Genomic DNA, 25,426 nt, shown 5'->3' with positions numbered 1-25,426 from the left:
CTCAGCTCCGTTCCCTTCAGGACAGTGCGGACTTGGTCGTATCGGTGTCGCCCGTGGCCGCGTGGTCGGCGAGCACGCCGACGCGGTGTCGCTGCACGAACCAGTAGTAGGCGAATCCGCCGAGCGCGGCGATGCCGACGAACAGCACGGAGCTCCACTGCAGGTACCAGTGGTAGGGCGGTTCGGCGTTGTAGACGTCGCGCCGCGGCCAGGCGAGGTTGGTGGTCATCCCGATTCCCCACAGCACCGCGAGCACGTTCACGGGCAGTCCCCACCGCCCGAGGGTGAATCGGCCTTCCTGCTTCCGGGAGGACCATTCGCCGCGCAGGCGGGCGACCAGCATGGGGATGGTCACCAGCAGGTACGACACGTAGATGAGGATGATCGCGAGGCTGGTGACGGCGGAGAAGATCTGCGGTTGCCCGATGTTGACGACCAGCAGCGCCACTGCGATGACGCCGATGACGATGGCCGGTACGACCGGCGTCTGAAAGCGTGGGCTGACTCGTGCGAGTTTCGACCCGCCGGGCAGTGCGTTGTCCCGCGCCATGGCGAATGCGATGCGGATGGCCGCGGTGTGCACCGCGAGCACGCACACGGTGATCGCCACGAACACCACGAGCAGGAACAACCGTCCGATGAGTGGTCCGAGCGAGTCGGTGAGCACGAACTGGAGGCCGACTTCGGTCAGCTCCGGCGCGTTGAGGTCTCTGGCGGCCATCAGCGCCAGCAGGATGATCAGCCCGCCGAGCACGAACGATGCGATCAGCGATCGCAGAATGGCTTTGGGCGCGTTCCGATGCGGGTTGATCGATTCTTCGCCGAGGGACGAGGCGGTGTCGAACCCGTACATCACGTAGGACGACGCGAGCGCGGCGACGAGGAACGCGCCGAGGTATCCGTGCGGGTTGGTGCTTCCGGTGTTCTGCGTTTCGAGCACGACGTCCGGCCCGCGGGTCGCGGCCACGGCCAGGAACAGGATCAGCAGCACGGCCGCGATCAGTTCGATGGTCACCCCGGCGCTGTTGATCCGCGCCATGAGTTTCACGCCGAAAGCGTTGACCAGCGTGGTGAACACGATCAGCATCGTCGCGAGCAGCACGCCGTTGGCGGCTTCGCTGGTTCCGCTCCCGTTACCGATGATTTGGAAAGCGCCCCATATTTGCGGGAGCGTGTGCTGGTAGGCGAGTGCGGTGGCGGCGATGGAAACGATCGACGCCAGCAGCATCATCCAGCCGGCCAGCCAGGCCACGTGTTTGCCCCCGAGCTTTTTCGACCAGTTGTAGATCGATCCGGCGATGGGGTAGTGCGAGGCCAGTTCGGCGAAGCTCAACGCCACCATCAGCTGGCCGAAGAACACCAGCGGCCAGGACCACCAGTAGGCGGGTCCTCCGGACGACAATCCGAAGTAGGAGAGCTGGAAGGTGCCGGTCAGCACCGAGATGTAGCTGATTCCTGCGGCGAAGGTGTGGAAGCCGCCGAGGGATCTTTTCAGTTTGTTGGTGTAGCCGAACTCGCTGAGCTCGGCGTCCCCGGTGGGCGCGCTCATGCCCGAACTCCTTTCCCGCGCTCGGTGTCCCGCGGGCTGCGGGGCCGAGCGGCGGGTGGTTGTTGCGCAGTATGGGTTTGTGCCTGCCCCCGGTCAGCGGCCGTCGAACCACCGCGGCGGCTGCGGGCGCAGGTTTTGATGGATGTGCTTGGCCTCCTGGTATTCGCCGAGCCCGGCGCGTCCGAGTTCGCGGCCGATGCCGGATTGTTTGTAGCCGCCCCATTCGGCTTGGGGCAGGTATGGGTGGAAGTCGTTGATCCACACGGTGCCGTGCCGCAGCCGGTGCGCGACGCGCTGGGCTTTGCTCACGTCGCTGCTGAACACCGCGCCGGCGAGCCCGTAGTGCGTGTCGTTGGCGATGCGCACGGCGTCGTCTTCGTCGGTGAAGCGTTCCACGGTGAGCACGGGCCCGAAGGATTCTTCGGTGACGGCGTAGCTGCCTTGCGCGACTTCGTCGAGCACGGTCGGCAGGTAGTAGTGCCCGTTGGCGTAGCGCTCGCCTTCGGGGCGGCGCCCGCCGGTGCGCAGCACAGCGCCTTCTTCCACGGCCTTGGCCACGTGCGCGGAAACTTTCTCGAGGTGTGCGGCGGAGATCAGCGGCCCGGTTTCGGCGTCTTCGTCGTAGGGCCCGCCGATGCGGATCTTCTCGGTTCGCCGCACGAGTTCGTCGACGAACTCGTCGTGGATGTCGTCTTGCACGACGAGTCGCGCCCCGGCGGAGCACACTTGCCCGGAGTGCAGGAACACGGCCATCAGCGCGTAGTCGACGGCGGTGTCGAAGTCGGCGTCGGCGAAGACCACGTTGGGGTTCTTCCCGCCGAGTTCGAGGGCGACCTTCTTGACGGTGGCTGCGGCGGAGGCCGCGATGGACCGGCCGGTGTGCAGTCCGCCGGTGAACGAGATGAGGTCGATGTCGCGGTGTTCGGCCAGCAGCGCGCCGGTTTCCGGCCCGCTGCCGAGCACGAGGTTGCCCACGCCTGCGGGCAGCCCTGCTTCGTCGAGCGCGCGCATCAGCAGGATCGCGGTGCTGGGCGTGAGCTCGCTGGGTTTGAGCACGAAGGTGTCGCCTGCGGCGATCGCGGGCGCGACCTTCCACGCGACCTGCAGCAGCGGGAAGTTCCAGGGCGTGATCATGCCGCAGACGCCGACGGGTTCGTAGCGCACGCGGCTGAACGAGTCGGGCGAGCCGGTGTCGACCACGTCGCCGCCGTTGATCCCGGCGAGTTTGCCGAAGTAGCGGAAGCAGGCGGCGATGTCGGCCATGTCCTGTTCGCTCTCCACCAGGCGTTTGCCGGTGTCGCCGGATTCGGCGCGGGCGAATTCGGCTTGGTCGCGCACCAGGATGTCGCTGACGCGCAGCAGCAGGTCACCGCGGTCCCATGCGGAGGTGTTCGCCCAGGTGCCGTCGTCGAAGGTCCGGCGGGCGGCGTGGATGGCCCGTTCGGTGTCGTTCCGGTCGCCTTCGGAGACGGTGGTGACGAGGGTGCCGTCGGCGGGGCTGCGGATTTCGCGCACGCCGCCGGCGCCTGCGGGTTGCCAGGTTCCGTCGATGAACAGCGTGTTCGGGCTTTCGTCGTTCGACATGGGTGTCCCTGTAGTTGGCTGCGTGGCGGGTTTGCGCGGGCTCTTCCGCGGCGCGCCGGTGCGGTCGGCGTCGGGGCGCGCCTGGCCGGGACGTCGGTGCCCTGCGGCGGCGCTGCCGGAGGACCCTAGCACCGGTCGTGTACATCTGTACATCATCGTGGTTCGGGGCTCGCGTTTCGGCGCTCACTTCAGGATCGTGCGCAGGGGAAACGCACGCAGCGTGATGTGGGCCGCAACGCTGCGAGGACGTTTCGTGGCAGGCTTGCCGCATGGTGTCGACGGGGGCTGCGACGCGCCGCAAGGATCCGGCGAGGAGGGAGCGCATCGCCAGGGCGGCGATCGACGTCGTGGCCGAGCGGGGGATCGAGAAGCTCACGCACCGCGCTGTCGCGGCTGCCGCCGGCGTGCCGCTCGGATCGACGACGTACTACTTCCGGACGCTCGACGATTTGCTCGCGGAGGCGTTGCGCCAGTCCGCGCAGGACGACGTCGCCGAGCTGCGCGCGTGGGCGAACTCGCTGTCCGGCGAGGACGACTTGGCCGCCGCGCTCGGTGATCTCATACTGCGCTACCTCGGCCCGCAACGTTCGCGCACTGTCGTGCAACACGAGCTCTACATGGCCGCGTTGCACCGGCCCGCGTTGGCGCACGTCAGCAACGAGTGGGACGCGGAGCTGGTGGAGCTGTTCACGTGCTATACCGATTCGGTGACGGGCCGTGCACTGTCGGCGCTTTTTTGCGGCTTGTTGCTGCAAGGCGTCGTCCGGGAGTCGGTGCCGAGTCGAGATGAAATCGAAACCACTTTCCGGCGCGTGCTGGCGCCTGCCGCAAATCGCTGACGCCGCAACGGTTTTCGGCCTCGGTGGCGGGGCGGCCGACCGAGGATGTCCCGCGGGTTTCGGAAATTCAAACAGTTGATCTTATGCGCGGTCGGGGTGGACAATGCACTCAGCGATCCGTGACACCGTTGCCCGGCGGCGCCTGCCGGTGAGGTCCGGCGTGATCTTTCCGGTCGGCAGGCTCGTCGCGGCAATGTCGCGCAAGTGGCGTCCGGGGTTCGCCGGTTCCTCCCGGCGGAGCACATCGCCGAAGGCTTTCGCGGGTGTACAACGGATTTTGCCGCGTCGGGGCGTGGCTCGCTCCCAGCAGAACAACTGATGATCAATGGGGTGAGACCGTGGGCTACAACAACGAAGATCGTGACCTGGTACCGCTGAAGTCCGATTTCGACACCGTCTGGTACGGCTACCGCCGTTCGCAGGTCCGGTTCTACATCCAGCAGACCGATGCCGAGGTCCGGATGCTCACCGAGGATCGCGACGCGGCGTTGAGCCAGGTCGCGGACCTCTCGGCGGAGCTGGAGCAGGCGCGTGCCGAGATCGAGCAGCTGCGCGAGCAGTACGACGCGGTCTGCCGCACGCCGATCGAGGAGACGGCGCTGTCCGACCGGATGCGCCGGATGGTGCGGCTGGCCCACGACGAGGCCGCGGAGGTCGTGTCGTCCGCGCAGGCGGCGTCCGAGCACGAGTGGGCGCGCGCCGAGCAGTCCGCCGCTGAGCTGCGTACCCGTTACGAGAACCTGGTCGCCGAGGCCGACCAGTGGCGCAGGCAGTCGGAGACGCAGCGCAACGAGGCGCTGGCCGAGACCCGCCGGGACATCCAGCACATGGCGCGCGAGGCCGAGGCGCACCGCCGCAAGCTGGACAACGAGGCGGAGGCCCGGCGCACCCAGGTGGAGAACGATTTCGAGATCTCCATGGCGGCACGCCGCGAGGAGGCCACCAGGGTCCAGGCCGAGCGCGAGCAGCGCAGCCGTGCCGAGGCGCAGCGCCGAGTCGTGGAGGCCACCGCCGAGTCGGAGCGCCGGCTCCGCCGCGCCGACGAGCACTCGGAGGCGATGCTGCGGATGCGGCAGGACCTGGCCAAGCGGGTGCGGGCGGCCCAGCAGATCATGGCCGACGCCGAGCCGTTCTTGACCGCGGTGGAGTCGGACGCGGACTCCGAGGCGGGGGACTCCTACGTCGCCGGTGTCGTGCACGACGATCTGCTCGGCGATGACCAGGAGGTGGATGTTCCCCGCCAGCGCGGCCTCACGGCGAAGGCGGCCGAGGCGGAGGCGGCCGAGGCACCGGAGCCAGCGGTCGCCGCGAACGCCGAGGCGGGGTCGGCCAGCTCCCGCTGAACCACCACCCGCGCGGGCGATCTCCGCTGGTGTGCCTGAGCTCGGGGCGCGCTGGTGCGTCCGCAGGCCGAGGTCCACGAGGCCCGGGTCGTCAGCTCGGACGGCCCGGCCTCGGCGGCCGGCGCGCAGCTCGGCCTGCCGCGACGGCTGCCCGGCCACGTCTTCCGCGGGTGTTGTGCCGATCCGTTACCCATTAGGTTCGTCGTGATCGATGGTCATGGGGAGGCGCGGTGCGTGGCTGGCTGGCAGCGGTAGTGGCCGGGTGCATGTTGCTCGCCGGGATGCCGGCCGCGGCACAACCCGTGGATGAGCTGCGGATTCGCCTGGAATCGGTGCCCGGCCTGACGGTGTTCGGCGAGCGGCCCACCGAGTCCGGCTTCCGCCTGCTGGATCTGGGTTTCGCGCAACCGGCCGATCACCACCATCCGGAACGAGGCGGTTTCGTCCAGCGCCTCACCCTGTTGCACCGCGGTTTCGACCGCCCCACGGTCGCCCACACCACCGGCTACGACCTGCCGGAGCAGCCGACGCGGGCCGAGCCGACACGGTTGGTGGACGGCAACCAGGTGTCCTTGGAACACCGCTTCTTCACCCCGTCCCGCCCGGAGCCCGCGGACTGGACCGATCTGGACATCTGGCAGTCGGCGACCGACGAGCACCGGGTGATCGAGGCGCTGCGTTCGGTCTACTCGGCCCACTGGCTGACCACGGGCGCGAGCAAGGGCGGGATGACCGCGGTCTACCACCGCCACTTCTACCCGCGTGACGTCGCCGCAACGATCGCTTATGTCGCGCCGAACGACGTGGACAATGACGACGACCGCTACGACGAGTTCCTCGCGAACGTCGGTTCCGATCCGGCGTGCCGCCGCGCGCTGACGACGGCGCAGCGGGAGGCGTTGCTGCGTCGCGACGAGATGCGCGCGAAGTACGCGGCCTACGCCGAGTCCCGTGGCATGACCTTCGATCGGATCGTCGGCGACGTGGACCGTGCGCTGGAGGCGGTGGTCGTGGATGCCCCGTTCGCGTTCTGGCAGTACCGCGGCCAGCAGGACTGCCCGAAGATTCCCGCGCCGTCGGCGAGCACGGACGCCCTGTACGCCTTCTTCGACGAGACGGTGCAGTTCGGCACCTACACCGATCAGGGCTTGGACTCCTACGTGCCGTACTACTACCAGGCGGGCACCCAGCTCGGCTGGCAGGACATCTCGCACGAGCCGCTGGCGGACCTGCTGCACGACCCGGAGATCGGCAGGCCGCGCGATTTCGTCCCGCGGGAGATCGAGATGAGTTTCCGCCCGGGCGCGATGGCGCGGGTGGACGCCTGGGTTCGCGGGCGCGGTTCGGAGTTGATGTTCGTCAACGGCGGCAACGACCCGTGGAGCGCGGAGCCGTTCCGTCTCGGTCCGGGAAGCCGGGATTCCTACCGCTACACCGTGCCCGGTGGCAACCACGGCTCGAAGATCGAGAACCTGCCGCCGCAGCAACGCGCCGAGGCCGAGGGGACGGTGCGTCGGTGGGCGGGTGTCGAGCGGCCACCTGCTCCGCTCCACACCGAACTGGACCGTCCGGTCGTGCCGCGGATGCCCCGCTAGTTCAAGCCTGAGCGGTCCGCCGGGCGGCCAGCCGGTCGAAGCCCTTCATCAGCCAGCGGTGCATCGGCCGTTCCACGACCTTGGTCAGCGCCCAGCCCAGCAACACACCGGTGACGAGGAACCCCGCGGTTTGCAGCGTCGGCCCGAAACCGAGGTCTTGGAGCTCGCGCGAGACCAGGTAGCCGACGCTCTGGTGGGTCAGGAACACGCCGTAGGAGATCCCGGCGAACCACTGCACGGCCCGCGCCGGCCGTCCCGAGACCACCTTGTTCCAGTCCGGCCCGCGTGCGGTCAACGCGATCACGACCATCCCGATGCACACCGCCACGGTCGAGCCCCAGTCGGCGACCAGTCCCTCCGGCGTTTCGGCGTAGTTGTGCAGCGCTTGTCCGATCATGCAGAAGCCGAGCAGCGCGGCGAAGTGCGGCCAGCTGATCCGCTTGGTCGACCACAGCCAGATCGCCACGCCCACCACGAACAGGTGCCAGCGGTGCACGCCGATCCCGTCGACGATCGTGCGGTACAGCTCCGGCGGTTGGGAGACCCGCAGCGGCCACTGCGCCATCGGCACCAGCACTGCCGCCCACAACACCACCAGGATCCGCCGCCCGTGCCCCCATCGGCTGCGGTACAGCACTGCGGCCGCGGTGAACCCCATGAGCTGCAGCGGAACCGTCCAGTGCGACCCGTCGATGAACGCGTAGTCCGCCGGTCGCCAGTTCCACAGCATGAGCAGGTTCCAGGTCAGGTCGTACCAGGTGGGCCAGAACCAGCCCTCGATCGCGGCGAGCCGGGTCAGCAGGAAGATGACCAGCACGGCGCCGATGAACGGCGGCAGCAGCCGCGCGATCCGCCCCCACCAGTAACGCAGCGTCGTACCGCGCCCGATCGTCACGCACGCGAAGTAGGCCGAGATCACCAGCAGCAGGCTCGCGCCCACCTGGTACGGGAACGCGATCTTGCGCGGGATCAGCTCGGGGTGCAGGTACACACCGAGGAAAGTCGCGTGGTAGAGCATCACCAGCAGCACGCAGCCGGCCCGCACGAGGTCCCAGCTGATCTTGCGGCGGCTCTTCGTGCCCGAGGCAGTGCGTGCTGGGGCGGTGGTTCCTTCAGGCACGCCGGTCACGGTACCAATCCGGTTGTGCCCGCTTTCGCTACCGACCCGCGGCTGCCCTGCGGTGCAGCTGGTGGCGATGGCACTCCGCTTAGCCCGGTGGGGTGAGCAGCGTTCGCCGCCTCGGCGCAGCGGCAGCAGATTCGGCGAGTGGTCGATCGGGTGCGCAGGCGGGTCCGGGTGGCGGGTGTCGTGCAGGGCGTCGGTTTCCGGCCGTTCACCCACGCGTTGGCTTCCCGCCTCGGTTTGGGCGGGCACGTCGGCAACGACGGCCACGGAGTGTTCATCGACGTGGAAGGTCCCGCCGCGAAGATCGAGGTGTTCCTCGGTGATCTGCGCGACCAGGCGCCGCCCATGGCGGTGGTGGACGGCATCGACGTCGTTGCGCTGCCCCCGCTCGGTGTGCGCGGGTTCCGGATCGTGCTGAGCCGCCGGGAGGATTCCCGCAGCACCTTCGTCCCGCCGGACAGCGCCACGTGCACGGAGTGCCTGCGCGAGCTGACCGACCGGGCGGATCGCCGCTTCGCCCACCCGTTCGCCAACTGCACGCATTGCGGCCCGCGCTTCACGATCGTCCGCGACATCCCGTATGACCGCCCTGCGACCACGATGTCCGATTTCGGGATGTGCCCGGCGTGCGCGGCCGAGTACGACGATCCGGTCGACCGCCGGTTCCACGCGCAGCCGGTGTGCTGCCCCGCTTGCGGTCCGGCTCTGAACCTGTCCGACGCCGCGGGAGCTCCCATCCCGGGCGACCCGATCGCAGCGGCCGCGCAAGCGTTGCGCCGCGGCGAGGTCCTGGCGGTGAAGGGCATCGGCGGCTTCCACTTGGCCGTCGATGCCCGAGCGGAGGCCGCGGTGGCGGAGCTGCGCGCCCGTAAGCACCGCTCGGAGAAGCCGTTCGCCGTCATGGTTCCGAGCGTGCGTGAAGCCAGGCGGCTGTGCGCGGTCGACGAGGCCGCGGAGCGCGTGTTGAGCTCGTGGCGAGCGCCGATCGTCCTGCTGGATCGCCTGGAGAGCACCGGCTTGGCCCCTTCGGTGGCGCCGGGCAATCGGCAGCTCGGCGTGCTCGTCGCCTACACCCCGATGCACCACTTGCTGCTCCGCGAGTTCGCCGGACCGATCGTCTTGACCAGCGGAAACGTGTCCGACGAGCCGATCTGCCACGAGGACGCCGAGGTGCTCGGCGCCCTCTCCGGCATCGCCGACGAGTTCCTCGGCCACGACCGCGAGATCCACATCCGCGCCGACGATTCCGTCGTGCGGATGTTCCGCGGCCGACCGATGCCGTTGCGCCGTTCCCGCGGCTACGTTCCGGAGCCGGTGCGGGTGCCGTGGGAGTTCCCGCATGCGGTGCTGGCCTGCGGTGCTGAGCTGAAGAGCACTTTCGCGCTCGCCCGCGGCAGGGAGGTGTTCGTCTCGCAGCACATCGGCGACTTGGAGAACTTCGAGACGTTGCGTTCCTTCCGGGCGGGCATCGAGCACTTCCGCAAGCTGTTCGGCATCGACCCGCAGGTGGTGGCGCACGACCTGCATCCCGAGTACCTCTCGACCAAGCACGCCCAGCACCTCCTGGAGACCGAGTTGGTCCCGGACATCGAGTTGATCGGGGTGCAACACCACCATGCGCACATCGCCGCGTGTCTCGCGGACAACGAGGAGGCGGGGCCGGTGCTCGGCGTGGCGTTCGACGGCTTGGGCTTCGGCACCGACGGGACGATGTGGGGCGGTGAGTTCCTGATCGCGGACTTGGCCGGTTTCCAGCGCGCCGCGCACCTGGAGCCGGTGGCGATGCCGGGTGGCCGGGCCGCGATCCTGCAACCATGGCGGATGGCCGCGGCGTTCTTGCGCGCTTGCCCGGACTTGGACGGTCCCGAGCCGGAACTGGCGCAGCGCAGGCAGAATTGGCGCGCGGTCACCGAACTCGCAGGCCACCCGGAGCTGTGTCCGCGAACCTCGAGCGCGGGAAGGTTGTTCGACGCCGTCGCGGCCCTGCTCGGGGTGCGCGAGCAGGTCGGCTACGAAGGCCAAGCCGCGATCGAGCTCGAACAGCTCGCCGACCCTGGCGAAACCGGCGAACTCGGCGAACCTCCCGGGTCCGTTGTGGACGGTGGGAAGCTCGTGCTGCGCAGCACCGATCTGGTGCGTTCGGTGGTCACCGAACTGCGGGCGGGAATCCCTGCACCGTCCGTGGCGGCCCGCTTCCACAACTCGGTCGCCCGTCTGATCGCAGAAACCTGCTCGCTGCTGCGGGAATCCACCGGCTTGTCGTCGGTGGCGCTGTCCGGCGGGGTTTTCCAGAACGCTCTGCTTTTGAACCGCGCGGTCACCGAGTTGGAGCACAACGGGTTCCGAGTTCTGGTGCACTCACGGGTACCTGCCAATGACGGCGGCATCAGCCTGGGGCAGGCCGTCGTTGCCGGAGCCCGGATCAGCTGAGGGTGTTCGCGGCCAGTTCGTCCACCCGCTCGCTGAGCCAGTCGTACCAGGCACGCATCCCCTGACCGGTATCCGCTGAAACGCGCAGCACTCGCACGGCGGGGTTGGCCAGCTGCGCATTGCGCACGAACCTGTCCACATCGAACCGCAGGTGCGGCAACAGGTCGATCTTGTTGAGCAGCACCATGTTCGCCGCGCGGAACATGTGCGGGTACTTCAGCGGCTTGTCCTCGCCTTCGGTGGTCGAGGCCACCACGATCCGGTGCTGCTCGCCGAGCTCGAACAACGCCGGGCAGACCAGATTCCCGACGTTCTCCACGAAGATCACCGACCGAGGTTCGGGGCGGAGGGTTCGGACGCCATCGGCGACCATTTCGGCGTCCAGGTGGCATCCCGCGCCGGTGTTGATCTGCACGACGTCGCGGCCGGTGGCGCGCAGTCGGTCGGCGTCGAAGTCGGTTTCCTGGTCTCCCTCCACCACGGAGACCGCGATTTTCGGTCCGAGTTCGGTGAGGGTGCGCGCGAGCAGTGTCGTCTTCCCGGAACCGGGCGAACTCATCACGTTGAGCACCAGAAGACCCGCGTCGTCGAACCACGCCGCGTTGCGGCGCGCGAGGCCGTCGTTCTTGGCCAGCACCCGCTGCTCCAGCAGCAAGGTAGCGGAGTCCGATGTGGACCGTTCGTGCCCGTGCCCGTGGCCATGGTCTACGCCGTTCTCATGCTCGATTTCGAGGCCTTGCCGGTGTTCCGGGATGATCCCATCAGCGGCACCGACTGCCCGGCCGTCCACCCGCGCCGACCCGTCCGAGCACCCGCATGTCGCGCACATTCACGCCATCTCGACTTCCTTGATCCGAAGTTCCTGTCCGGCGATCAGCGCGACGTTCGCACTGCCGCAGGAACACAGCGCGAGCACCGAGTCCACTTCGAACTCGCGCCCGCACGCCCGGCATTCCGCCCGCCCGCCCGGTTCCGTGATCTCCAACCGCGCCCCGGCCAGCGAAGTGCCCTCCGCGGCCAGCTCGAAGCAGAACCGCACCGAGTCCGTCACCACCCCGGACAACCGGCCGATCTCCAACCGCAGGCGGATGATCCGGGAATCACCGGCCGCATCGAGCACGGCTTCGACGACACCGCGGGTGATGCCGAGTTCGTGCACAGCGCCTCCGATCGCAGTGCCAGCTCAGCAGATCCGCGGCAGCGGATCGCCGACGAGCAGGTCCACCACCCGCGTACCGCCGAACGCGGTGTTGGCCAGCACCATCCCCGGCGGGTCGGCGCCGATCCGGCCGATCACCGCCGATTCCGCCCCCAGCGGGTGTTTCCGCATCGACGCCAGTGCCGCTTCGGATTCCGAGCCGTCGACGACGACAACGGCGCGCCCTTCGCAGGCGACGTAGAGCGGATCGATGCCGAGCAGTTCCGCGGCTCCGCGTACCTGCCCGCCGACCGGGACCGAACCTTCGTCGAGGACGACGGCCACTTCCGAGGCTCGCGCGATCTCGTTGAGCACGGTGGCGACTCCACCGCGGGTGGCGTCCCGCAGCGCGCGCACCCCGGGGACGTCGTCCAACAGGCTCGCGACGAGCCCGTGCAGCGCGGCGGTGTCCGAAACGATGTCGGCTTCGATGTCGAGTTCTCCCCGGGCGAGCATGATCGTCGCTCCGTGCGCGCCGATCGGCCCGGTCACCAGCACTGCATCGCCCGGCTGTGCCTGCGAAATCCCGAGCCTGTGGGAACCGGACAGGACGCCGACCCCGGTCGTGTTGATGTAGCAGCCGTCCGCTTTGCCCTTGTCCACGACCTTCGTGTCCCCGGTGACGATGCGGACCCCGGCGGCGGTCGCGGCTGCGGACATCGCGCGCACCACGCGCTTCAGGTCGGCCACCGGAAATCCTTCCTCGAGCACGAAGCCGGCCGACAGGTAGAGCGGATCCGCGCCGGAGACGGCGAGGTCGTTGACCGTTCCGTTGACCGCGAGATCACCGATGTTCCCGCCGGGGAAGAACAGCGGGGACACCACGAACGAATCCGTGGTGAGCGCGATCCTGTTGTGCGGCAACGAGATTTCGGCACCGTCCCCGAGCGGTTCGAGCAACTCGTTGCGGAACTCGGCCAGGAACAGCGCCTCGACCAAGGTCTGGGTGGCTTTGCCGCCCGCGCCGTGCGCGAGGGTGATCCGCTCTTCCTTGATCCGTGGCCGGGCTCCGCGGGCGCGCTCGATCCGGTGCAGCACGAGTTCTTCCGCATCGCGGGTCGGGTTCTCGGTCATGCTTTGCTCGCTTCCCGGACGCGTTCCCGGCTGAACCGGCCGAAGTTGTAGTAGGCCGCGCAAGCGCCCTCGGGGGAGACCATGCAGGTCCCGATCGGTGTCTCCGGTGTGCAGGCGGTGCCGAACACCTTGCACTCCCACGGTTTCAGCACTCCCTTGAGGACTTCACCGCATTGGCAGGACTTCGGGTCCGCCACTCGCACTCCGGGCAGCTCGAAGCGCTCTTCCGCGTCGAACCGCGAGTACTCCTCGCGCAGCCGCAGCGCGGAGTGCGAGATGAAGCCGAGACCGCGCCACTCGAAGTACGGCCGCAGCCGCATCGTGCGGGAAATGGCTTCCAGCGCGGCCCGGTTTCCCTGCCACGGCACGACCCTGCGGTACTGGTTCTCGACCTCGCTGCGGCCCTCGGCGAGTTGCACCAGCAGCAGGTGGATCGACTGCAGCACGTCGAGCGGCTCGAAGCCGGCCACCACCAGTGGTTTCCCGTACTCCTCGGCGATGAACCGGTACGGTGCGCAACCGATCACGGTGGACACGTGACCGGGCCCGAGGAATCCGTCCAGCCGCAGGTCCGGTGAGTCCAGGATCGCCTTGATCGCCGGGATGATCGTCACGTGGTTGCAGAAGACCGAGAAGTTCTTCAGCCCTTCCTGCTGCGCGCGCAGCAGCGTCATCGCGGTCGACGGGGCGGTGGTCTCGAACCCGATCGCCATGAACACGACGTGCTGGCCGGGGTTGTGCCGCGCGGCCTTCAGCGCGTCGAGCGGGGAGTACACCATGCGGATGTTGGTGCCTTCCGCGTTGGAATCGAAGAAGTTCCCGTCGCCACCGGGAACGCGCATCATGTCCCCGAACGAGGTCATCAAGACCTCGGGCTGCCGCGCGATGTGGATCGCGTCGTCGACACGTCCCATCGGGATCACGCACACCGGGCATCCCGGCCCGTGCACGAGCGTGATGTTCTCCGGCAGGTAGTCCTCGATGCCGTGCTTGTAGATCGCGTGCGTGTGCCCGCCGCAGACTTCCATGAACCGGTACTCCCGCGCCGGGTCCGCGAGCTTGGCGATCTCGGCAGCCAGTGCACGAGCTTTCGCGGCGTCCCGGTATTCGTCGACGAAACGCATCGACCCTCCTCTACTCGACGTCCGTGCCGCTCAGCGCGTCGAGCTCGTCGGCGTACGCCTGACCGACCGATTCGAGCAGTTCCAGCACGGCTTTCGCTTCTTGCTCGTCGATTGCCGACAGGGCGAATCCGACGTGGATCAGCACCCAGTCGCCGGGTCCGGGCGGCTGTTCGCTCAGCAGCCCGATGTTGATGACGCGGCGTACACCGCCGACGTCCACTGTGGCCAGATCGGAGCCGTCGCCGCGTACCTCGACGATCTCACCGGGAATCGCCAGGCACATCAGCTTCTCCCCGCTAGCGTTCCGGGCTCGCCGAGCGCGAGCAGGGTCAGTTCCCACAGGGCGTGGTACAGCGTGGTCTGCGCCTCCTGGATGCGGTGCACCGAGGTGGACGGGATCACGAAGAGGTGCTCGATGCTCGCGGATTCCGCCATTCGTCCGCCGTGGTCTCCGGCGATCCCCACGGTCAACATCCCCATCCGGGCAGCTGCCTCGAAACCGTCGAGCAAGTTCGCGGAATTCCCGCTGGTGGACAATCCGATGGCGATGTCGCCCGCGCGCCCGAACGCTCCGATTTGGCGCGCGAACACCACGTCGAAGCCGACGTCGTTGGACAGCGCGGTCACCACGGCGATGTCGCTGGTGAGTCCGAACGCGGGAAGCGAGCGCCGGTCCGGGTCGGAGTGCAGGAACAGGCTCGCGAGGTCTTGCGCGTCGGTGGAGCTGCCGCCGTTGCCGAACGCCAGCAACCGGCCGCCACCGGCGAACCGCTCGGCCATCGCTTCGGCGCAGGCGAGGATGCGAGCCCCGTCGCGGCGCAGGAATTCCGCCCGCAGCTCGGTGATCTCGCGTGCTTTCGACCTGGTCGATTCGCGCACTTCCACCAGCAGCGCGTCGATGTCCGCGATGGTCGGCGACAGGAACGGATACAGCATTTCCGCCCCGGCGGGTGCGGATTGTTCCACAGTGGTCACTACTCCTTCAGGACTGCGATGGCCTCGCCGGCGTGCGCGAGCACCGTGTCGCCCTCGCGGGCGTTCACCAGGCCGACGCTGATCTCTTCGCGGCCGTTCGTGGTCGACACGATGGCCAACCCGGAACCGAGCAGCCGCTCCACGCGCACTGCAACGGCTTGGTCCGAACAAGTGACGCAGGACTCGGCGGACTCGCAGGAGTTGCCGAGATCGGCGCTCATGCGGCTTCCCAGACGCCGGGCTGCTCGAGGAAGACGTGCACGAGCTCCCACAGCACGTGGTAGATCGTCACGTGCACTTCCTTGACGACACGGGGATCGTCGGAGTGCGCGACCAGCACGTGATCCAGTCCGGTGGCCGCCATCGCGCCGCCTTCGCCGCCCGCTAGCCCGATGCTCAGCAGTCCGCGCCGGTCGGCCTCGACGAGCCCGCGCAGCACGTTCTCGCAGTCGCCGTCGGCCGAGATCCCGAGGGCGATGTCATCGGGCTCGCCCAAGCACCGGACCTGATGCGCGAACACCTCGTCGATCCCGGCGCCGCGGGCGATCCCGGTGACGGTGGCGACGTCCGAAGTCAGCGACAACGCGGGCAGCGCGCGCTTGCCGACGATCACCGGGTGCACGAATTCCACGGCGACGTGCTGCGCGTCCGTGCTCGGTCCCCCGTTTCCGGACACGATGAGCTTGCCGCCCGCATGAAATCGCCGTGCCATGTCGTGGCAGGCCCGCGCCACCGCTTCGGCGTCCCCGAGCAGGCGTTCGACCGGCTCGACGCGGCGGTCGAACAGGTCTTGCAGCGCCTGCCCGGCGCTGTCGGTGGATTGCCAGGACATTCGTGCGCCACCTCGATTCCTGGGGGAGTCGCGCGGAAACGACCTTCAGCGTCGACCGCGGGTGAGCCGCGCACAATCCGAGTCCGATCGGGACGCCTGAAAGAAGGACCGGATCACATTCGTTCGATCCTGATGTAGCGCAGGATCTCGGGCAGCTGCATGGCGATGCCCGCGATGGCCACGACGGTCAGCGCGCCTGCGATCAGCAGCAGGTTTGGGTGCTTGATCTTTGTCCTGGTGTGCAACGGGATTCACCTCTCGCTTGGCGTGGCCGATTCGGCGAGTTCGGCCGTGAGTTCTTCGATGAGCCGCACCGCCTCGCCGATGGCGGTTTCGGGGACCGCACCGGTGCCGGGTTCGTACGCGACGACGTGGTGCACGTGCGGGAGTTCCTCGCAGTCGACCAGCCGCACCGTCGCGGGCTGGTGCCCGAGTCGCCGGGTACACGCTACGAGCGCCGCGTCGTATCCGCGTGCCGCGTGCACGAGGTCGCCGGTGCGGATGCCGAAGTCGTCGACGTCGACGCGCCCGGGGAGCTCGGCGGTGCGCAGCCGCTGTACCACTGTGGACCCGAATACGTCGGCCGGATTGAATCCGTCACCCAGCCCTGCGATGAGTGTTCGTGGGCCGGTGTCGCCGGGCTCGTCGAGCCGCTCGAGTTCTTCCGGTGTGAAGAAGAAGCGGTGTCCGATCTGGCTCATCGGCCCGAGGACGCGGGCGGGGTCGTCATCGAGTACGACCACGACGTGGATCCGTCCGTCGGCGCCGACCTCAATGCGATCCACCAGCGCGGTCCGGCCCGTCAGCGCCAGGTCGACGATGTCGGCCCGCTGCGATGGGCGCAGCCGAACGCGGGTTCCGGCGCGCCAACCTCGATCGCGGATCATGTGGCGGTTCCGTTCTCTTCGCCGGCGGTGAGCGCATCCACCACCGCGTCCCAATCCGTCAAACCGCGTCGCGACCGGTAGGCGCACAGCGCGTCGAACCGGTCTCCGGACAGCCGGAGCCACCGGTGACCGTGCGGGCCGGAGACGGCGTCGTGCCACACTTCCGCCGGGAGAGCGAAGATCGCCTCGCTCGACCAGGAAATGCGCCGGGTGCGAAGCGATCCTTGCCGGTCGGTGTGAAATATGGTGCCGCTGAACAAGAATTGCAGCGGCACCTCGTCTGCGCGCACGGCGTGGAAGTACTTCGCGACCGCGAGCTCGTTGTCGTGCCCGCATTCCACCGGCAGATCAGCGACGATCTCACCAGTGAACGCGGGCACCACAGTGGTCACACGTGCCCAGGTGAGCGGACGCATCGTGTCGACCCACCGCGACGGTGCGCCGAAGAGGTCGGCCAACAGCGCGGCTTGCTGCTGGCTGTAACGTCGCTTCGCCGGCGCGATGCGGATGGCGGTGCTCAGCGTGATCGATTGGATCGGCACGCCCGTCGTGTCCGAAACCCGGATCGCGAAGCGCAGCGTGGGAACCGCCGCGAGTTCCGCCGCGCGCGCTTCGGTCACGGCGAATGCGAGCTCCGTGTCCGCGTTCGGCGCGTTCACGACGGTGACAGGTTCGGCATCGAAGGCAGGATCGGATCCCGGTCCTTGGCGCGGACACCGGTGGAGCGGCGCGCGGTGGCGTGCCCGTCCGGCAGGTGCCCGGGTTGCTTCTCGTAGTTGCCGGTCTCATTGCCTTCCGCGATGCCGTCGATGTGCGACGGAGTGTCCGGGTGGATCCCGGACCTGCCTACTTCGATCTTGCTCATGTTCCGCTCCTCCTTGCCCGGATCAGCGCAGCCGCGCGAAGAACCGGTCGATGTGCTCCCACACCTCGGCACCACCGCCGAAACCGCGCCAGTGCGTCCGCAGCACTGCGGTGAGGCGGTGGCATTCGTCCAGCGGCAGCAGCCAGTACTCCGCTGGTTGGCGCAGACGGTCGATCAGCAGCGCCTCCACGTCGTCGTCCATATCGGACAGGACCGGGTTCGACGCTGTGACGGTCTTCCAGCACTCCGGGTCGACGTCGGTTCGCATGGTTCCGATCGGATTGGGGTAGAAGGCGGTGACCGCGCCGGACGCGCCGTCTCGGACGAAGAACGCCAAGCCGACCGGTACGCCGAGGGCGATCCAAGCCAGGTCGTCGAGCACGAAATCGTCCAGCCGGCGAGGTCGTGACCGAATGAGCCTGCGCTGCCCACCACCGTTGCCGTAATCGAATAGCACTCCGCACGAAGGGCACGCGCAGGAGACCGCGCCGCTGCCGGTGTCGAGCAGGTGCCGGTGCCGCTCGTCCAAAGCGTCCGCGCAAAGTTCGCATCGCGGCGCGGAATCGTCGCGAACCGCGGGACGTGAGTTCGCCTGCTGTGCGATGCGGCGCAGCACCGAGCCGGGCATCCGGCTCACCCCGCTTCCGGTACGCGGCCACCGGTGAACAGCGCATCGACCGGTATCACGGTCGGTGAACCGTTCTCGCCCGCGTCGTCGATCTCGATGTGGTCGATCTCGGGGGCGAGGCGCCCGAGCGGTTCCTCGATGGCGGAGCGCACGTTCTGCAACGTCGATCGGCATCCCGCTGTTTCGCAGCGGATTCGCGCGGTGTTCCCGGAAAGGCCGGTGAGCTCGGCGCCGACGCCTCGTTCCCGAACCTGCTGCAACGCCATCTCCACCCGAGTCGCGCAATCCAGCGGATGCTGGTCGTGCACCAGGAGAAGATGCGACACCAACTCGTCGCCGACGAACGCATCAACGACCTCAGTGGACTCGAGCGCGTGATCGACCATGCGGGTCAGTGCTTCTCCGTACAGCGCCACGATCTGCGCGACGGCTTCCATCGCCTGCACTGCGGGAACGAGACCGGTCTCCGCGCCGAGAGCGGACAGTTCCGCCTCGGTCCGTGCGACCCGGTCGCGGGCTTCCTCGTCGTCCCAAGGCATCGCGAACCTCGTCAGGATCCGAGGCCGAACATCGGTGAGTGCGATTTCCGCAGCACGCGACCGTTGCCCAGGGACATGTGCACACCGCACGGCAGGCACGGGTCGAAGCTGCGCACCGTGCGCATGATGTCGATCCCCTTGAAGTCGTCCTGCCCGTTCTCCTCGAAGATCGGCTGGCCCTGCACCGCGTCCTCGTACGGTCCGGGCGTGCCGTAGGTGTCGCGCGGGCTGGCGTTCCACGGAGTCGGCGGGTACGGGTGGTAGTTGGCGATCTTGCCGTCTTTGATCACCATGTGGTGCGAGAGCACACCCCGCACGGCCTCGTGGAATCCGACGCCGATGGCCTCGTCGGGCACCGTGAAGTCCTCGAAAACCTTGGTGTTCCCGGAACGGACTTCGGCCAGCGCGCGGTCCAGGAAGTACTGCGCCATTGCGGCCGCGTAGGCGACGAAGTACATCCGCGCGCGGTTGCGTTCGAGGGTGTTCGGGAACTTCGGCGGTGTCCACTCCAGACTCATGCCGGGCAGCCCCTGCCCGCGGGGCAGGTCGATCTGCACGCTGTGGCCGGTGGAGCGGACGTAGGGCGTGTTGACCTTGCCGGCCAGCGAGGTGGCCCACAGCCGGGCCAGCGGTCCGCCGCCGGTGTCCAGCGCCAAGTGGTCGTCGGTGCGCTTGTCGTACCAGCGCGGACTCATGACCCAGCTGTAATTGCCGCCGTCGAGGTCGCGTTTCTGCGGTGCGGGCAACGTGGTCTGGTTCCACGGGTGGCGCTGGTCGACCGGGTTCCCCAGTGGATCGCGGTCGACGAAGGTGTGCTCGGCCGTCCAGTCCTCGTAGTACGAACTGCCCAGCAGGATCCGCATCCCGAGGTTGATGTCCACCAGGTCGGTGGTGATCAGCTGATTGTCCACCACGATTCCCGGCGTCACGAACATCGCGTTTCCCGCGGCGTTGAGATTCCGGTACGAGTAGTCGACGACGCCGGGATCCTGGAAGCAGCCCCAGCAGCCGAGCAGGGTGCGACGCCTGCCGACTTCTTCGTAGCCGGGCAGCGCTTCGTAGAAGAAGTCGAACACGTCGTCGTTCATCGCCACCGCGCGTTTGATGAAGTCCAGCACCCGCACCAGGCGGACCTGGTAGTCGGTGAATACCTGCGGTGTGGCGACGGTTCCCACGCCACCCGGGTAGAGCGTCGACGGGTGGACGTGCCTGCCCTCCATGAGGCAGCACATCTCCCGCGTGATGCGCGACATTTCCAGCGCCGCCTTGTACATCTCGCCTTCGAACGGGTTGAAGGCGCGCATGATCTCGGCGATGGTGCGGTAGCCGTGCACGTCCCCGCGAGGTGCGTCCTTGCGTTCCGCGCGGGGCAGCAGCGACGGGTTCGTCTCGGCGACCATCTTCTCGCAGAAGTCGATGAAGACCATGTTGTCCTGGAAGATGGTGTGGTCGAACATGAACTCGGCGGCCTCGCCGAGGTTCATGATCCACTCACCGAGCGGCGGAGTCTTCACGCCGTAGGCCATGTTCTGCGCGTAGATCGAGCAAACCGCGTGGTTGTCGCCGCAGATCCCGCAGATCCGGCTGGTGATGAAGTGGGCGTCGCGCGGGTCCTTGCCCTTCATGAACACGCTGTAGCCGCGGAACAGCGACGAGGTGCTCTTGCACTCGGCGACTTCTCCGTTGGCGAAGTCGACTTTGGTGTAGATCCCGAGATTGCCGATGATCCGGGTGATCGGATCGAATTCGACGTCGACCAGGGTGCGCCGCTCGGTGTCCGTGGTGGGGTGGGTGGTCATCCGGGAGGGCTCCTTAGCTCTGTGCCCGGCCGTTCGGCCAGCGTGGCTCGTAGCCACTGGTGAGCGCCGGTTCCTTGTGGCGCCACTTGGGTTCCTTGTTCGCGGTGTGGTTGGTGATTCCGCGCATCGTGCGGATGAACGGGCCGTAGGCGCGCAGCAGTGTGGACGACAACGTGGCGCCGGGAGGCTCGTCCATGAACGGCATGAACTTGTCGGGGAAGCCGGGCATGGTGCAGCCGATGCAGATCCCGCCCACGTTGGGGCAGCCACCGATGCCGTCCATCCACCCGCGCTTGGTGACGTTGCAGTTGACCACCGGGCCCCAGCAGCCGATTTTCACCTGGCACTTGGGGGAGTTGTAGTCGGCGGCGAAGTCGGCCTGCTCGTAGTAGGCGGCTCGGTCGCAGCCCTCGTGCACGGTCTTGCCGAACAGCCAGGTGGGCCGCAGCTGGTCGTCCAGCGGGATCGTCGGGGCGAGCCCTGCGGCTTGGTGCAGCACCCACAGCAGGGTTTCCATGAAGTTGTCGGGCTGCACCGGGCATCCGGGCACGTTGACGATCGGAAGTCCGCCCGCGGAGCGGAAATCCCAGCCGAGGTAGTCGGCAAGCCCCATCGAGCCGGTCGGGTTTCCCGCCATGGCGTGGATTCCGCCGTAGGTGGCGCAGGTGCCGATCGCCACCACGGCCCACGCTTTGGGCGCTAGGCGGTCGATCCATTCGTTGACCGTGATGGGTTCGCCGGTTTCGGGGTCGTTGCCCATTGCGGTCCAGTAGCCGTCGCCGTTGATCCGTTCGTTCGGAATGGAGCCTTCCACGACGAGCACGAACGGCCCGAGTTCGTCGCGCTCGGCCTTGCGGAACGCCGTCATGAAGTCCTCGCCGGTTTCGTAGGCGAGGACCTTGTTGTGCAAGTGGACCTTCGGCAGACCCGGCACGGTGCCGAGCACGACGTCCTCCAGGCTCGGCAGCTTCGCGTTGGTCACCGAGACCGTGTCGCCGTCGCAGCTCATTCCCTCGGAGGTCCAGAGGATGTGCAGTTCGTCGATGGCCCGCGGCGGCGAGTCCTGCTCGGCCGATGTCGCACTCATGGCACACCTCGTGTGGTCGGATGGCCGCGTGCGTCTCCGGTGCCCCACGACCGCGGCGTGCTCCGACGGTAGGCGGGGTTTCGTTGCGGTGCAGGGGGATCTAGCTGCGCACCGGCACCGTGGTCCGAAGGTGTCAGGATGCCGCTGGGCAGTCGATGATCTCGTCGAGGAGGCCGCGGGTGAGATCGACGGCTTGGTCCACTGAGGCGTTTACCGCAGTGGAAAGACCGATCCTTTCGGAACAATCCACCGGCTCACATCCGACGACGAACGTTTTGCCGATCGTGCCACCGAGTTTGCGCAGCAGGCCGAGCACGACGTCGGGGGTCATGCCGTGCGCGTCCAGCACATCCGGTGCGGTGGTGGGCATTTCCGCCTCGATCACGGATACCGCGCCGGGCGTGCCACGTCCTGCGATGGCGTCGACGAGTACCAGCACGTCGTAGCCGTCGAGGAGCTCGTAGGCCAGGTGCAGCCCGCGGATTCCGAAGTCCGCGAAGCGAACCCCGTCCGGTGGCGTGCTTTCGGCGAGGCGTTCGACGACGTGGACGCCGAAACCGTCGTCGCCGAGGAAGATGTTCCCGATCCCGGCGACCAGGACGCGCATCAGTGCTCGTTCCGCGGGAAGCGCAGCGTCCCGTGCAGTCGTTCGAGGGCTTCAGCGGGCAGCTGCTCGACGCGGTCCAGCAGTTCCGCGGCGCGCGGATCGGTCTCGCGGACCTCGCGCTTCTCCTCGTCGGTCAAGGTCATCGTGCGCAGGGTGAGGATTTCGTCGATCTCGGTGGCGTCGAACAGGTCGCCGGGGCTCTGCGGGGCGATGGCGGGGTGGTCGTAGAGGATGATGGGCGAGGACAGCACGACGTCCCGGTCTTGCGGGTCGCCGACCAGCACCGGCCAGGTGTTGGTGTTGCGGCAGGCGGCCGCGATGTCCTGCGCCCACTTCGGAGGGTCCAGCAGCGAGAGGAAGCTCCCGTCGCGCACGGCGAGCATGGTGTGCACCGAAGCCAGCGAGCGGCGCAGCACGTCCTCGCGCACGTCAGCCGCGCTCGGTGTCCACTCGGATCGGTTCTCCACCCGGACTTGGATGGTGCGCACGTCGCGGGAGTGCTCCACGCGCCGGCTCTCGATGTGGATCAGGCCGGGAACGCGGTAGCGGTGCCAGTTCGCACCGTCCCGGCGGTCGGTTCCGGCGGGCAGCTCGAACATCACGGTTCGTGGTTGTTCCAGCGCGGCCAACGGCACCGGCACGGCGAACTCGCGCACGATTCCTTCGTCCCAAGGCTTTTCTCCGCCGCGGTGGCGCAGTTGCAGGCAGCGGACTCGAATGTCCACTGTGGTCGAAGGGGTGGCCTCGAGCGCGCATTCGGTTCGTGCGAACCAGTTCTCCGCCGCACCGGCCCCGCGGGGCGCGAGCACGCCGAACTGCCAGCGCATCCGGTTCTTCAACGCCGAGGCGCGGTACGGGTAGAGCAGGTAACCCTCGAACAGCACGGCGTCCGCCACCGCGCGGGCCTTGCTGAGCGTCATGCGGCCACCTCCCCGAGGTGTGCGAGCTCGCGCACGGCCGGCCCGCGGGCGAGCGAAAGGTGCTGGACGAGCGGCAGTGTCAGCCGCCGGACCGGTGGCCGCAACGGCGGCGCACGCGACCGGGGGAGACGGTTCAGCGGCTCCACCGGTAGCGGCGTTCCGGCCGTCCCGCACCGCCGTGGCGCAACCGCACCTCGGCGCGGCCGGTGGCGACGAAGTGCTCCAGGTACTTGCGCGCCGATACGCGGGAGAGTTCGGCGGCCTGCGCGCACTCGCTGGCGGACAGGTCGCCCTCGGTGCCCTGCAGCACCCGCTGCACGACCGCTGCGGTTTCGCTGGCGAGCCCTTTCGGCGTGCTCGCCCCGCGTTGCGGCGTGCCGAACAGCCGGTCCACGTCCTGCTGCGCCGCAGGTGCGTCGCCGGGCAGCTCGCTCAACCGCTCGTGCAGTTCCCGGAAGCGCTCCAGCTGCTCGCGCAACGCGTCGAAGCTGAACGGCTTGATCAGGTAGTGCAGCGCTCCGCCGCGCACCGCCCCGCGCACGGTGTCCAGGTCCTGCGCCGCGCTGATCACCAGCACGTCCGGTTCGGCCGCCGGCCGGTCGTCGGTGCGCAGCGCGCGCAGCACGCCGAGCCCGTCCATGTCCGGCAGGTAGATGTCCAGCAGCACCAGATCGGGCCGCAGGTCGGCGACCGAGCGCAGTGCTTCCGCGCCGGAATGCGCCACGGCGACCACCTCGAAGCCGGCGACCCGCTGCACGTAGCCACTGTGGATCTTGGCGACCATGAAGTCGTCGTCCACCACCAGCACTTTGATCACGCGCGCACCTCCGAGGTCAGCCGGGCGGTGAACACTGCGCCGCGTTCGTTGCGCACGTCCACCCCGCCGCCGCGGCGGCGGCAGATCTGCCTGGTCAGCGCGAGCCCGAGGCCGCGTTGCTCGTCGCGGGCGGCTTTGGTGGTGAAACCGTGCCGGAAGACCTCCTCGACGATCTCCGGCGCCACCCCCGGCCCGGAGTCGCGGACCACGACCGTGATCGCGCCGTCGCGCTGGCGCAGGTCGGCTTCGATCCGGCCGTCCGGGCCTTCGGCCGCGTCCAGCGCGTTGTCCACGAGGTTGCCCAGCACGGTGGTCAGGTCCGCGGACAGCTGCTCGTCGAGCTCGCCGAGTTCGCTGTCCTCGCTGAGCCGCAGCTGCACGCCCCGTTCGGCGGCGAGGCTGAACTTGGCCACCAGCAACGCTGCGGTGGCCGGGTCGGCGATGCGCCTGCCGACCTCCGCGCGCCACTGTTCGTGGGTGTGGCTGACCCGGTCGACGAACCGGGCCAGTTCGTCGTACTCGCCGAGTTCGATCAGCCCGGAGATGGTGTGCAGCCGGTTGGTGAACTCGTGCGCCTGCGCCCGCAGCGTGTCCGAGGTCGTGCGGTGCGCCGCCAGCTCCCGTTGCAGGTCGACCAACTCGGTGCGGTCCCGCATGGTGACCACCGCGCCGACCGCGGGCAGCGGCATCCGGTTGAGCACCACGACGCGCCCGTGCCGCAGCACGATCTGGTCGACTCCGCCGGTGCGGCCGGTGAGCACGTCGCGTGCGCGGTCGCCCAATCCCAGCGAGTCGATGTGCCTGCCCACGCAGTCGGCGGGCAGCGCGAGCAGCTCGCGCGCCTGGTCGTTGACCACGGTGATCCGGTTCTGCTGGTCGGCGCCGAGCACTCCTTCGCGGATGCCGTGCAGCATCGCCTCCCGGTGCTCGACCAGGCGGGTGATCTCCTGCGGCTCCAGCCCGAGCGTCTGCCGCTTCACCCGGCGCGCCAGCAGGATCGATCCGGCGATGCCGAGGAACCCGGCGAAGGCCAGCAGTCCCAGCGGTTCGCCCGGCGCTCGCTTGACGCCCGCGAAGAAGTCCGGGGTTTCCCGGCCCGCCGCGACCACGCCGACCACCCGCGCGCCCGGGCCGATCACCGGCACGTGCGCGACCAGCGAATCCACTCCGCCTGCGCGGACTTCGCCGACCCATGCGTGCCCGGACAGCACGGTGCTCGCGCCCAGCGGCAGCGGTTGGCCGCGCTGATCCGGATCGGGCGAGGTGAGCACGGTTCCCCGCGGATCCGCGATGATCACGTGGTCGGCACCGGAGAGGCTGCGCGCGCTCTCGGCGAACGCGGGCAGCGCGTCCTGCCGGAACGGGTCGAGCAGGCTCATCCGCACGCCCTCGGTGGCGGCGAGGTCCTCGGCCACCGACAGCATCCGGCGGCCCTCGGTGGCCCGGAACGACGAGCCCGACTGCGACACCGAGAACACCGCGATCGAGGTCAGCAGCAGGAAGATGATCACGAGCTGCCAGCCGAGGAACTGGCGCGACAGCGGTCCCCGCACCGGCCCACCTCCTCGTTGACCATGCTGACGGTAACCCGCTGACCTGCTGTGATCG

Annotated in this window: 27 protein-coding genes; 4 read left to right on the top strand and 23 right to left on the bottom strand. The window is 68.5% G+C overall.

The genetic code is table 11. The annotated features are described in order from the left end of the window. Positions 1-16: 16 nt before the first annotated feature. Both V1457_RS29235 and V1457_RS29230 read right to left on the bottom strand, forming a co-directional pair. On the bottom strand, positions 17-1,549 hold the full coding sequence (locus V1457_RS29235; protein ID WP_200072049.1) for an APC family permease: 1,533 nt from the start codon (positions 1,547-1,549) through the stop codon (positions 17-19). 93 nt (positions 1,550-1,642) lie between these two features. Continuing rightward, complete coding sequence (locus tag V1457_RS29230; protein ID WP_338598384.1) at positions 1,643-3,133, bottom strand: aldehyde dehydrogenase family protein; 1,491 nt, start codon at positions 3,131-3,133, stop codon at positions 1,643-1,645. Positions 3,134-3,402: 269 nt separating this feature from the next. Between V1457_RS29230 and V1457_RS29225 the strand changes: the two genes are divergently transcribed. The 3 genes from V1457_RS29225 (at position 3,403) to V1457_RS29215 (ending at position 6,910) form a co-directional block, all read left to right on the top strand. Next, a complete protein-coding gene (locus V1457_RS29225; RefSeq protein WP_200072051.1) occupies positions 3,403-3,972 on the top strand; it encodes a TetR/AcrR family transcriptional regulator in 570 nt (189 codons plus the stop codon). A 338-nt stretch (positions 3,973-4,310) separates the two neighbouring features. Next, positions 4,311-5,315, top strand: a complete 1,005-nt coding sequence (locus tag V1457_RS29220) for a cellulose-binding protein (protein ID WP_338598382.1) — start codon at positions 4,311-4,313, stop codon at positions 5,313-5,315. Between the two features lie 230 nt (positions 5,316-5,545). Continuing rightward, on the top strand, positions 5,546-6,910 hold the full coding sequence (locus V1457_RS29215; RefSeq protein ID WP_338598380.1) for a S28 family serine protease: 1,365 nt from the start codon (positions 5,546-5,548) through the stop codon (positions 6,908-6,910). Position 6,911: 1 nt separating this feature from the next. Here V1457_RS29215 and V1457_RS29210 read toward each other — a convergent pair whose 3' ends face one another. Beyond that, positions 6,912-8,030 (bottom strand): acyltransferase, encoded by a 1,119-nt coding sequence (locus tag V1457_RS29210; RefSeq protein ID WP_295148524.1) that lies wholly within the window; start codon positions 8,028-8,030, stop codon positions 6,912-6,914. Positions 8,031-8,177: 147 nt separating this feature from the next. On the opposite strand from V1457_RS29210, the gene hypF reads away from it, so the two are divergent. Then, positions 8,178-10,466 (top strand): carbamoyltransferase HypF, encoded by a 2,289-nt coding sequence (gene hypF, locus V1457_RS29205; RefSeq protein ID WP_338598377.1) that lies wholly within the window; start codon positions 8,178-8,180, stop codon positions 10,464-10,466. Here hypF and hypB read toward each other — a convergent pair. The 20 genes from hypB to V1457_RS29105 form a co-directional block, all read right to left on the bottom strand. Further along, the gene (gene hypB / locus V1457_RS29200) at positions 10,459-11,121 is read right to left on the bottom strand and encodes a hydrogenase nickel incorporation protein HypB (protein WP_338598375.1); all 663 of its coding nucleotides are present in this window, start codon (positions 11,119-11,121) and stop codon (positions 10,459-10,461) included. The genes hypF and hypB overlap by 8 nt on opposite strands. A 174-nt stretch (positions 11,122-11,295) precedes the next feature. Next, on the bottom strand, positions 11,296-11,625 hold the full coding sequence (locus tag V1457_RS29195) for a hydrogenase maturation nickel metallochaperone HypA (protein WP_338598373.1): 330 nt from the start codon (positions 11,623-11,625) through the stop codon (positions 11,296-11,298). 24 nt (positions 11,626-11,649) lie between these two features. Next, the gene (hypE, locus tag V1457_RS29190; protein ID WP_338598371.1) at positions 11,650-12,738 is read right to left on the bottom strand and encodes a hydrogenase expression/formation protein HypE; all 1,089 of its coding nucleotides are present in this window, start codon (positions 12,736-12,738) and stop codon (positions 11,650-11,652) included. Beyond that, on the bottom strand, positions 12,735-13,862 hold the full coding sequence (gene hypD, locus V1457_RS29185) for a hydrogenase formation protein HypD (RefSeq protein WP_338598369.1): 1,128 nt from the start codon (positions 13,860-13,862) through the stop codon (positions 12,735-12,737). Before hypD ends, hypE begins: the two co-directional genes overlap by 4 nt. 10 nt (positions 13,863-13,872) lie before the next feature. Next, positions 13,873-14,145 carry a HypC/HybG/HupF family hydrogenase formation chaperone gene (locus V1457_RS29180; RefSeq protein ID WP_200072059.1) on the bottom strand — a complete coding sequence of 91 codons (273 nt, stop codon included), beginning with the start codon at positions 14,143-14,145 and terminating at the stop codon, positions 13,873-13,875. Further along, the gene (locus V1457_RS29175) at positions 14,145-14,798 is read right to left on the bottom strand and encodes an SIS domain-containing protein (protein ID WP_200072146.1); all 654 of its coding nucleotides are present in this window, start codon (positions 14,796-14,798) and stop codon (positions 14,145-14,147) included. The genes V1457_RS29180 and V1457_RS29175 overlap by 1 nt, the downstream gene beginning before the upstream one ends. A 38-nt stretch (positions 14,799-14,836) precedes the next feature. Further along, positions 14,837-15,058, bottom strand: a complete 222-nt coding sequence (locus tag V1457_RS29170; protein ID WP_200072060.1) for a HypC/HybG/HupF family hydrogenase formation chaperone — start codon at positions 15,056-15,058, stop codon at positions 14,837-14,839. Beyond that, positions 15,055-15,669 carry an SIS domain-containing protein gene (locus V1457_RS29165; RefSeq protein ID WP_200072061.1) on the bottom strand — a complete coding sequence of 205 codons (615 nt, stop codon included), beginning with the start codon at positions 15,667-15,669 and terminating at the stop codon, positions 15,055-15,057. Before V1457_RS29165 ends, V1457_RS29170 begins: the two co-directional genes overlap by 4 nt. Positions 15,670-15,782: 113 nt before the next feature. Then, a complete protein-coding gene (locus tag V1457_RS29160) occupies positions 15,783-15,914 on the bottom strand; it encodes a DUF6893 family small protein (RefSeq protein WP_255520920.1) in 132 nt (43 codons plus the stop codon). Positions 15,915-15,920: 6 nt separating this feature from the next. Continuing rightward, positions 15,921-16,556 (bottom strand): hypothetical protein, encoded by a 636-nt coding sequence (locus tag V1457_RS29155; RefSeq protein WP_338598364.1) that lies wholly within the window; start codon positions 16,554-16,556, stop codon positions 15,921-15,923. Beyond that, positions 16,553-17,215, bottom strand: a complete 663-nt coding sequence (locus V1457_RS29150; protein WP_338598362.1) for a DUF6084 family protein — start codon at positions 17,213-17,215, stop codon at positions 16,553-16,555. The genes V1457_RS29155 and V1457_RS29150 overlap by 4 nt, the downstream gene beginning before the upstream one ends. Beyond that, positions 17,212-17,421, bottom strand: coding sequence for a hypothetical protein (locus tag V1457_RS29145; RefSeq protein WP_233627977.1), 210 nt, complete (start codon positions 17,419-17,421; stop codon positions 17,212-17,214). The genes V1457_RS29150 and V1457_RS29145 overlap by 4 nt, the downstream gene beginning before the upstream one ends. 22 nt (positions 17,422-17,443) lie before the next feature. Continuing rightward, positions 17,444-18,049: a DUF5947 family protein gene (locus V1457_RS29140; protein ID WP_338605154.1), complete on the bottom strand. Its 606-nt coding sequence runs from the start codon at positions 18,047-18,049 to the stop codon at positions 17,444-17,446. 5 nt (positions 18,050-18,054) lie between these two features. Further along, positions 18,055-18,588 (bottom strand): nitrogen fixation protein NifU, encoded by a 534-nt coding sequence (locus V1457_RS29135; RefSeq protein WP_338598360.1) that lies wholly within the window; start codon positions 18,586-18,588, stop codon positions 18,055-18,057. An 11-nt stretch (positions 18,589-18,599) separates the two neighbouring features. Next, positions 18,600-20,387 carry a nickel-dependent hydrogenase large subunit gene (locus V1457_RS29130; RefSeq protein ID WP_338598358.1) on the bottom strand — a complete coding sequence of 596 codons (1,788 nt, stop codon included), beginning with the start codon at positions 20,385-20,387 and terminating at the stop codon, positions 18,600-18,602. Between the two features lie 13 nt (positions 20,388-20,400). Further along, positions 20,401-21,474 (bottom strand): hydrogenase expression protein HypE, encoded by a 1,074-nt coding sequence (locus tag V1457_RS29125; protein ID WP_200072067.1) that lies wholly within the window; start codon positions 21,472-21,474, stop codon positions 20,401-20,403. A gap of 133 nt (positions 21,475-21,607) precedes the next feature. Continuing rightward, positions 21,608-22,081 carry a hydrogenase maturation protease gene (locus V1457_RS29120; protein ID WP_295148562.1) on the bottom strand — a complete coding sequence of 158 codons (474 nt, stop codon included), beginning with the start codon at positions 22,079-22,081 and terminating at the stop codon, positions 21,608-21,610. Next, positions 22,081-23,001, bottom strand: coding sequence for a hypothetical protein (locus V1457_RS29115; RefSeq protein ID WP_338598355.1), 921 nt, complete (start codon positions 22,999-23,001; stop codon positions 22,081-22,083). The genes V1457_RS29120 and V1457_RS29115 overlap by 1 nt, the downstream gene beginning before the upstream one ends. 133 nt (positions 23,002-23,134) lie before the next feature. Next, positions 23,135-23,818, bottom strand: coding sequence for a response regulator (locus V1457_RS29110; RefSeq protein ID WP_338598353.1), 684 nt, complete (start codon positions 23,816-23,818; stop codon positions 23,135-23,137). Then, positions 23,815-25,371: a sensor histidine kinase gene (locus V1457_RS29105; RefSeq protein WP_307850199.1), complete on the bottom strand. Its 1,557-nt coding sequence runs from the start codon at positions 25,369-25,371 to the stop codon at positions 23,815-23,817. Before V1457_RS29105 ends, V1457_RS29110 begins: the two co-directional genes overlap by 4 nt. Positions 25,372-25,426: the final 55 nt, after the last annotated feature.

The sequence above is a fragment of the Saccharopolyspora sp. SCSIO 74807 genome (genome assembly GCF_037023755.1).
Lineage (GTDB): Bacteria > Actinomycetota > Actinomycetes > Mycobacteriales > Pseudonocardiaceae > Saccharopolyspora_C > Saccharopolyspora_C galaxeae.
Note: the sequence above shows the minus strand (reverse complement) of the source record. Positions and strands in the feature narration are given on the sequence as shown.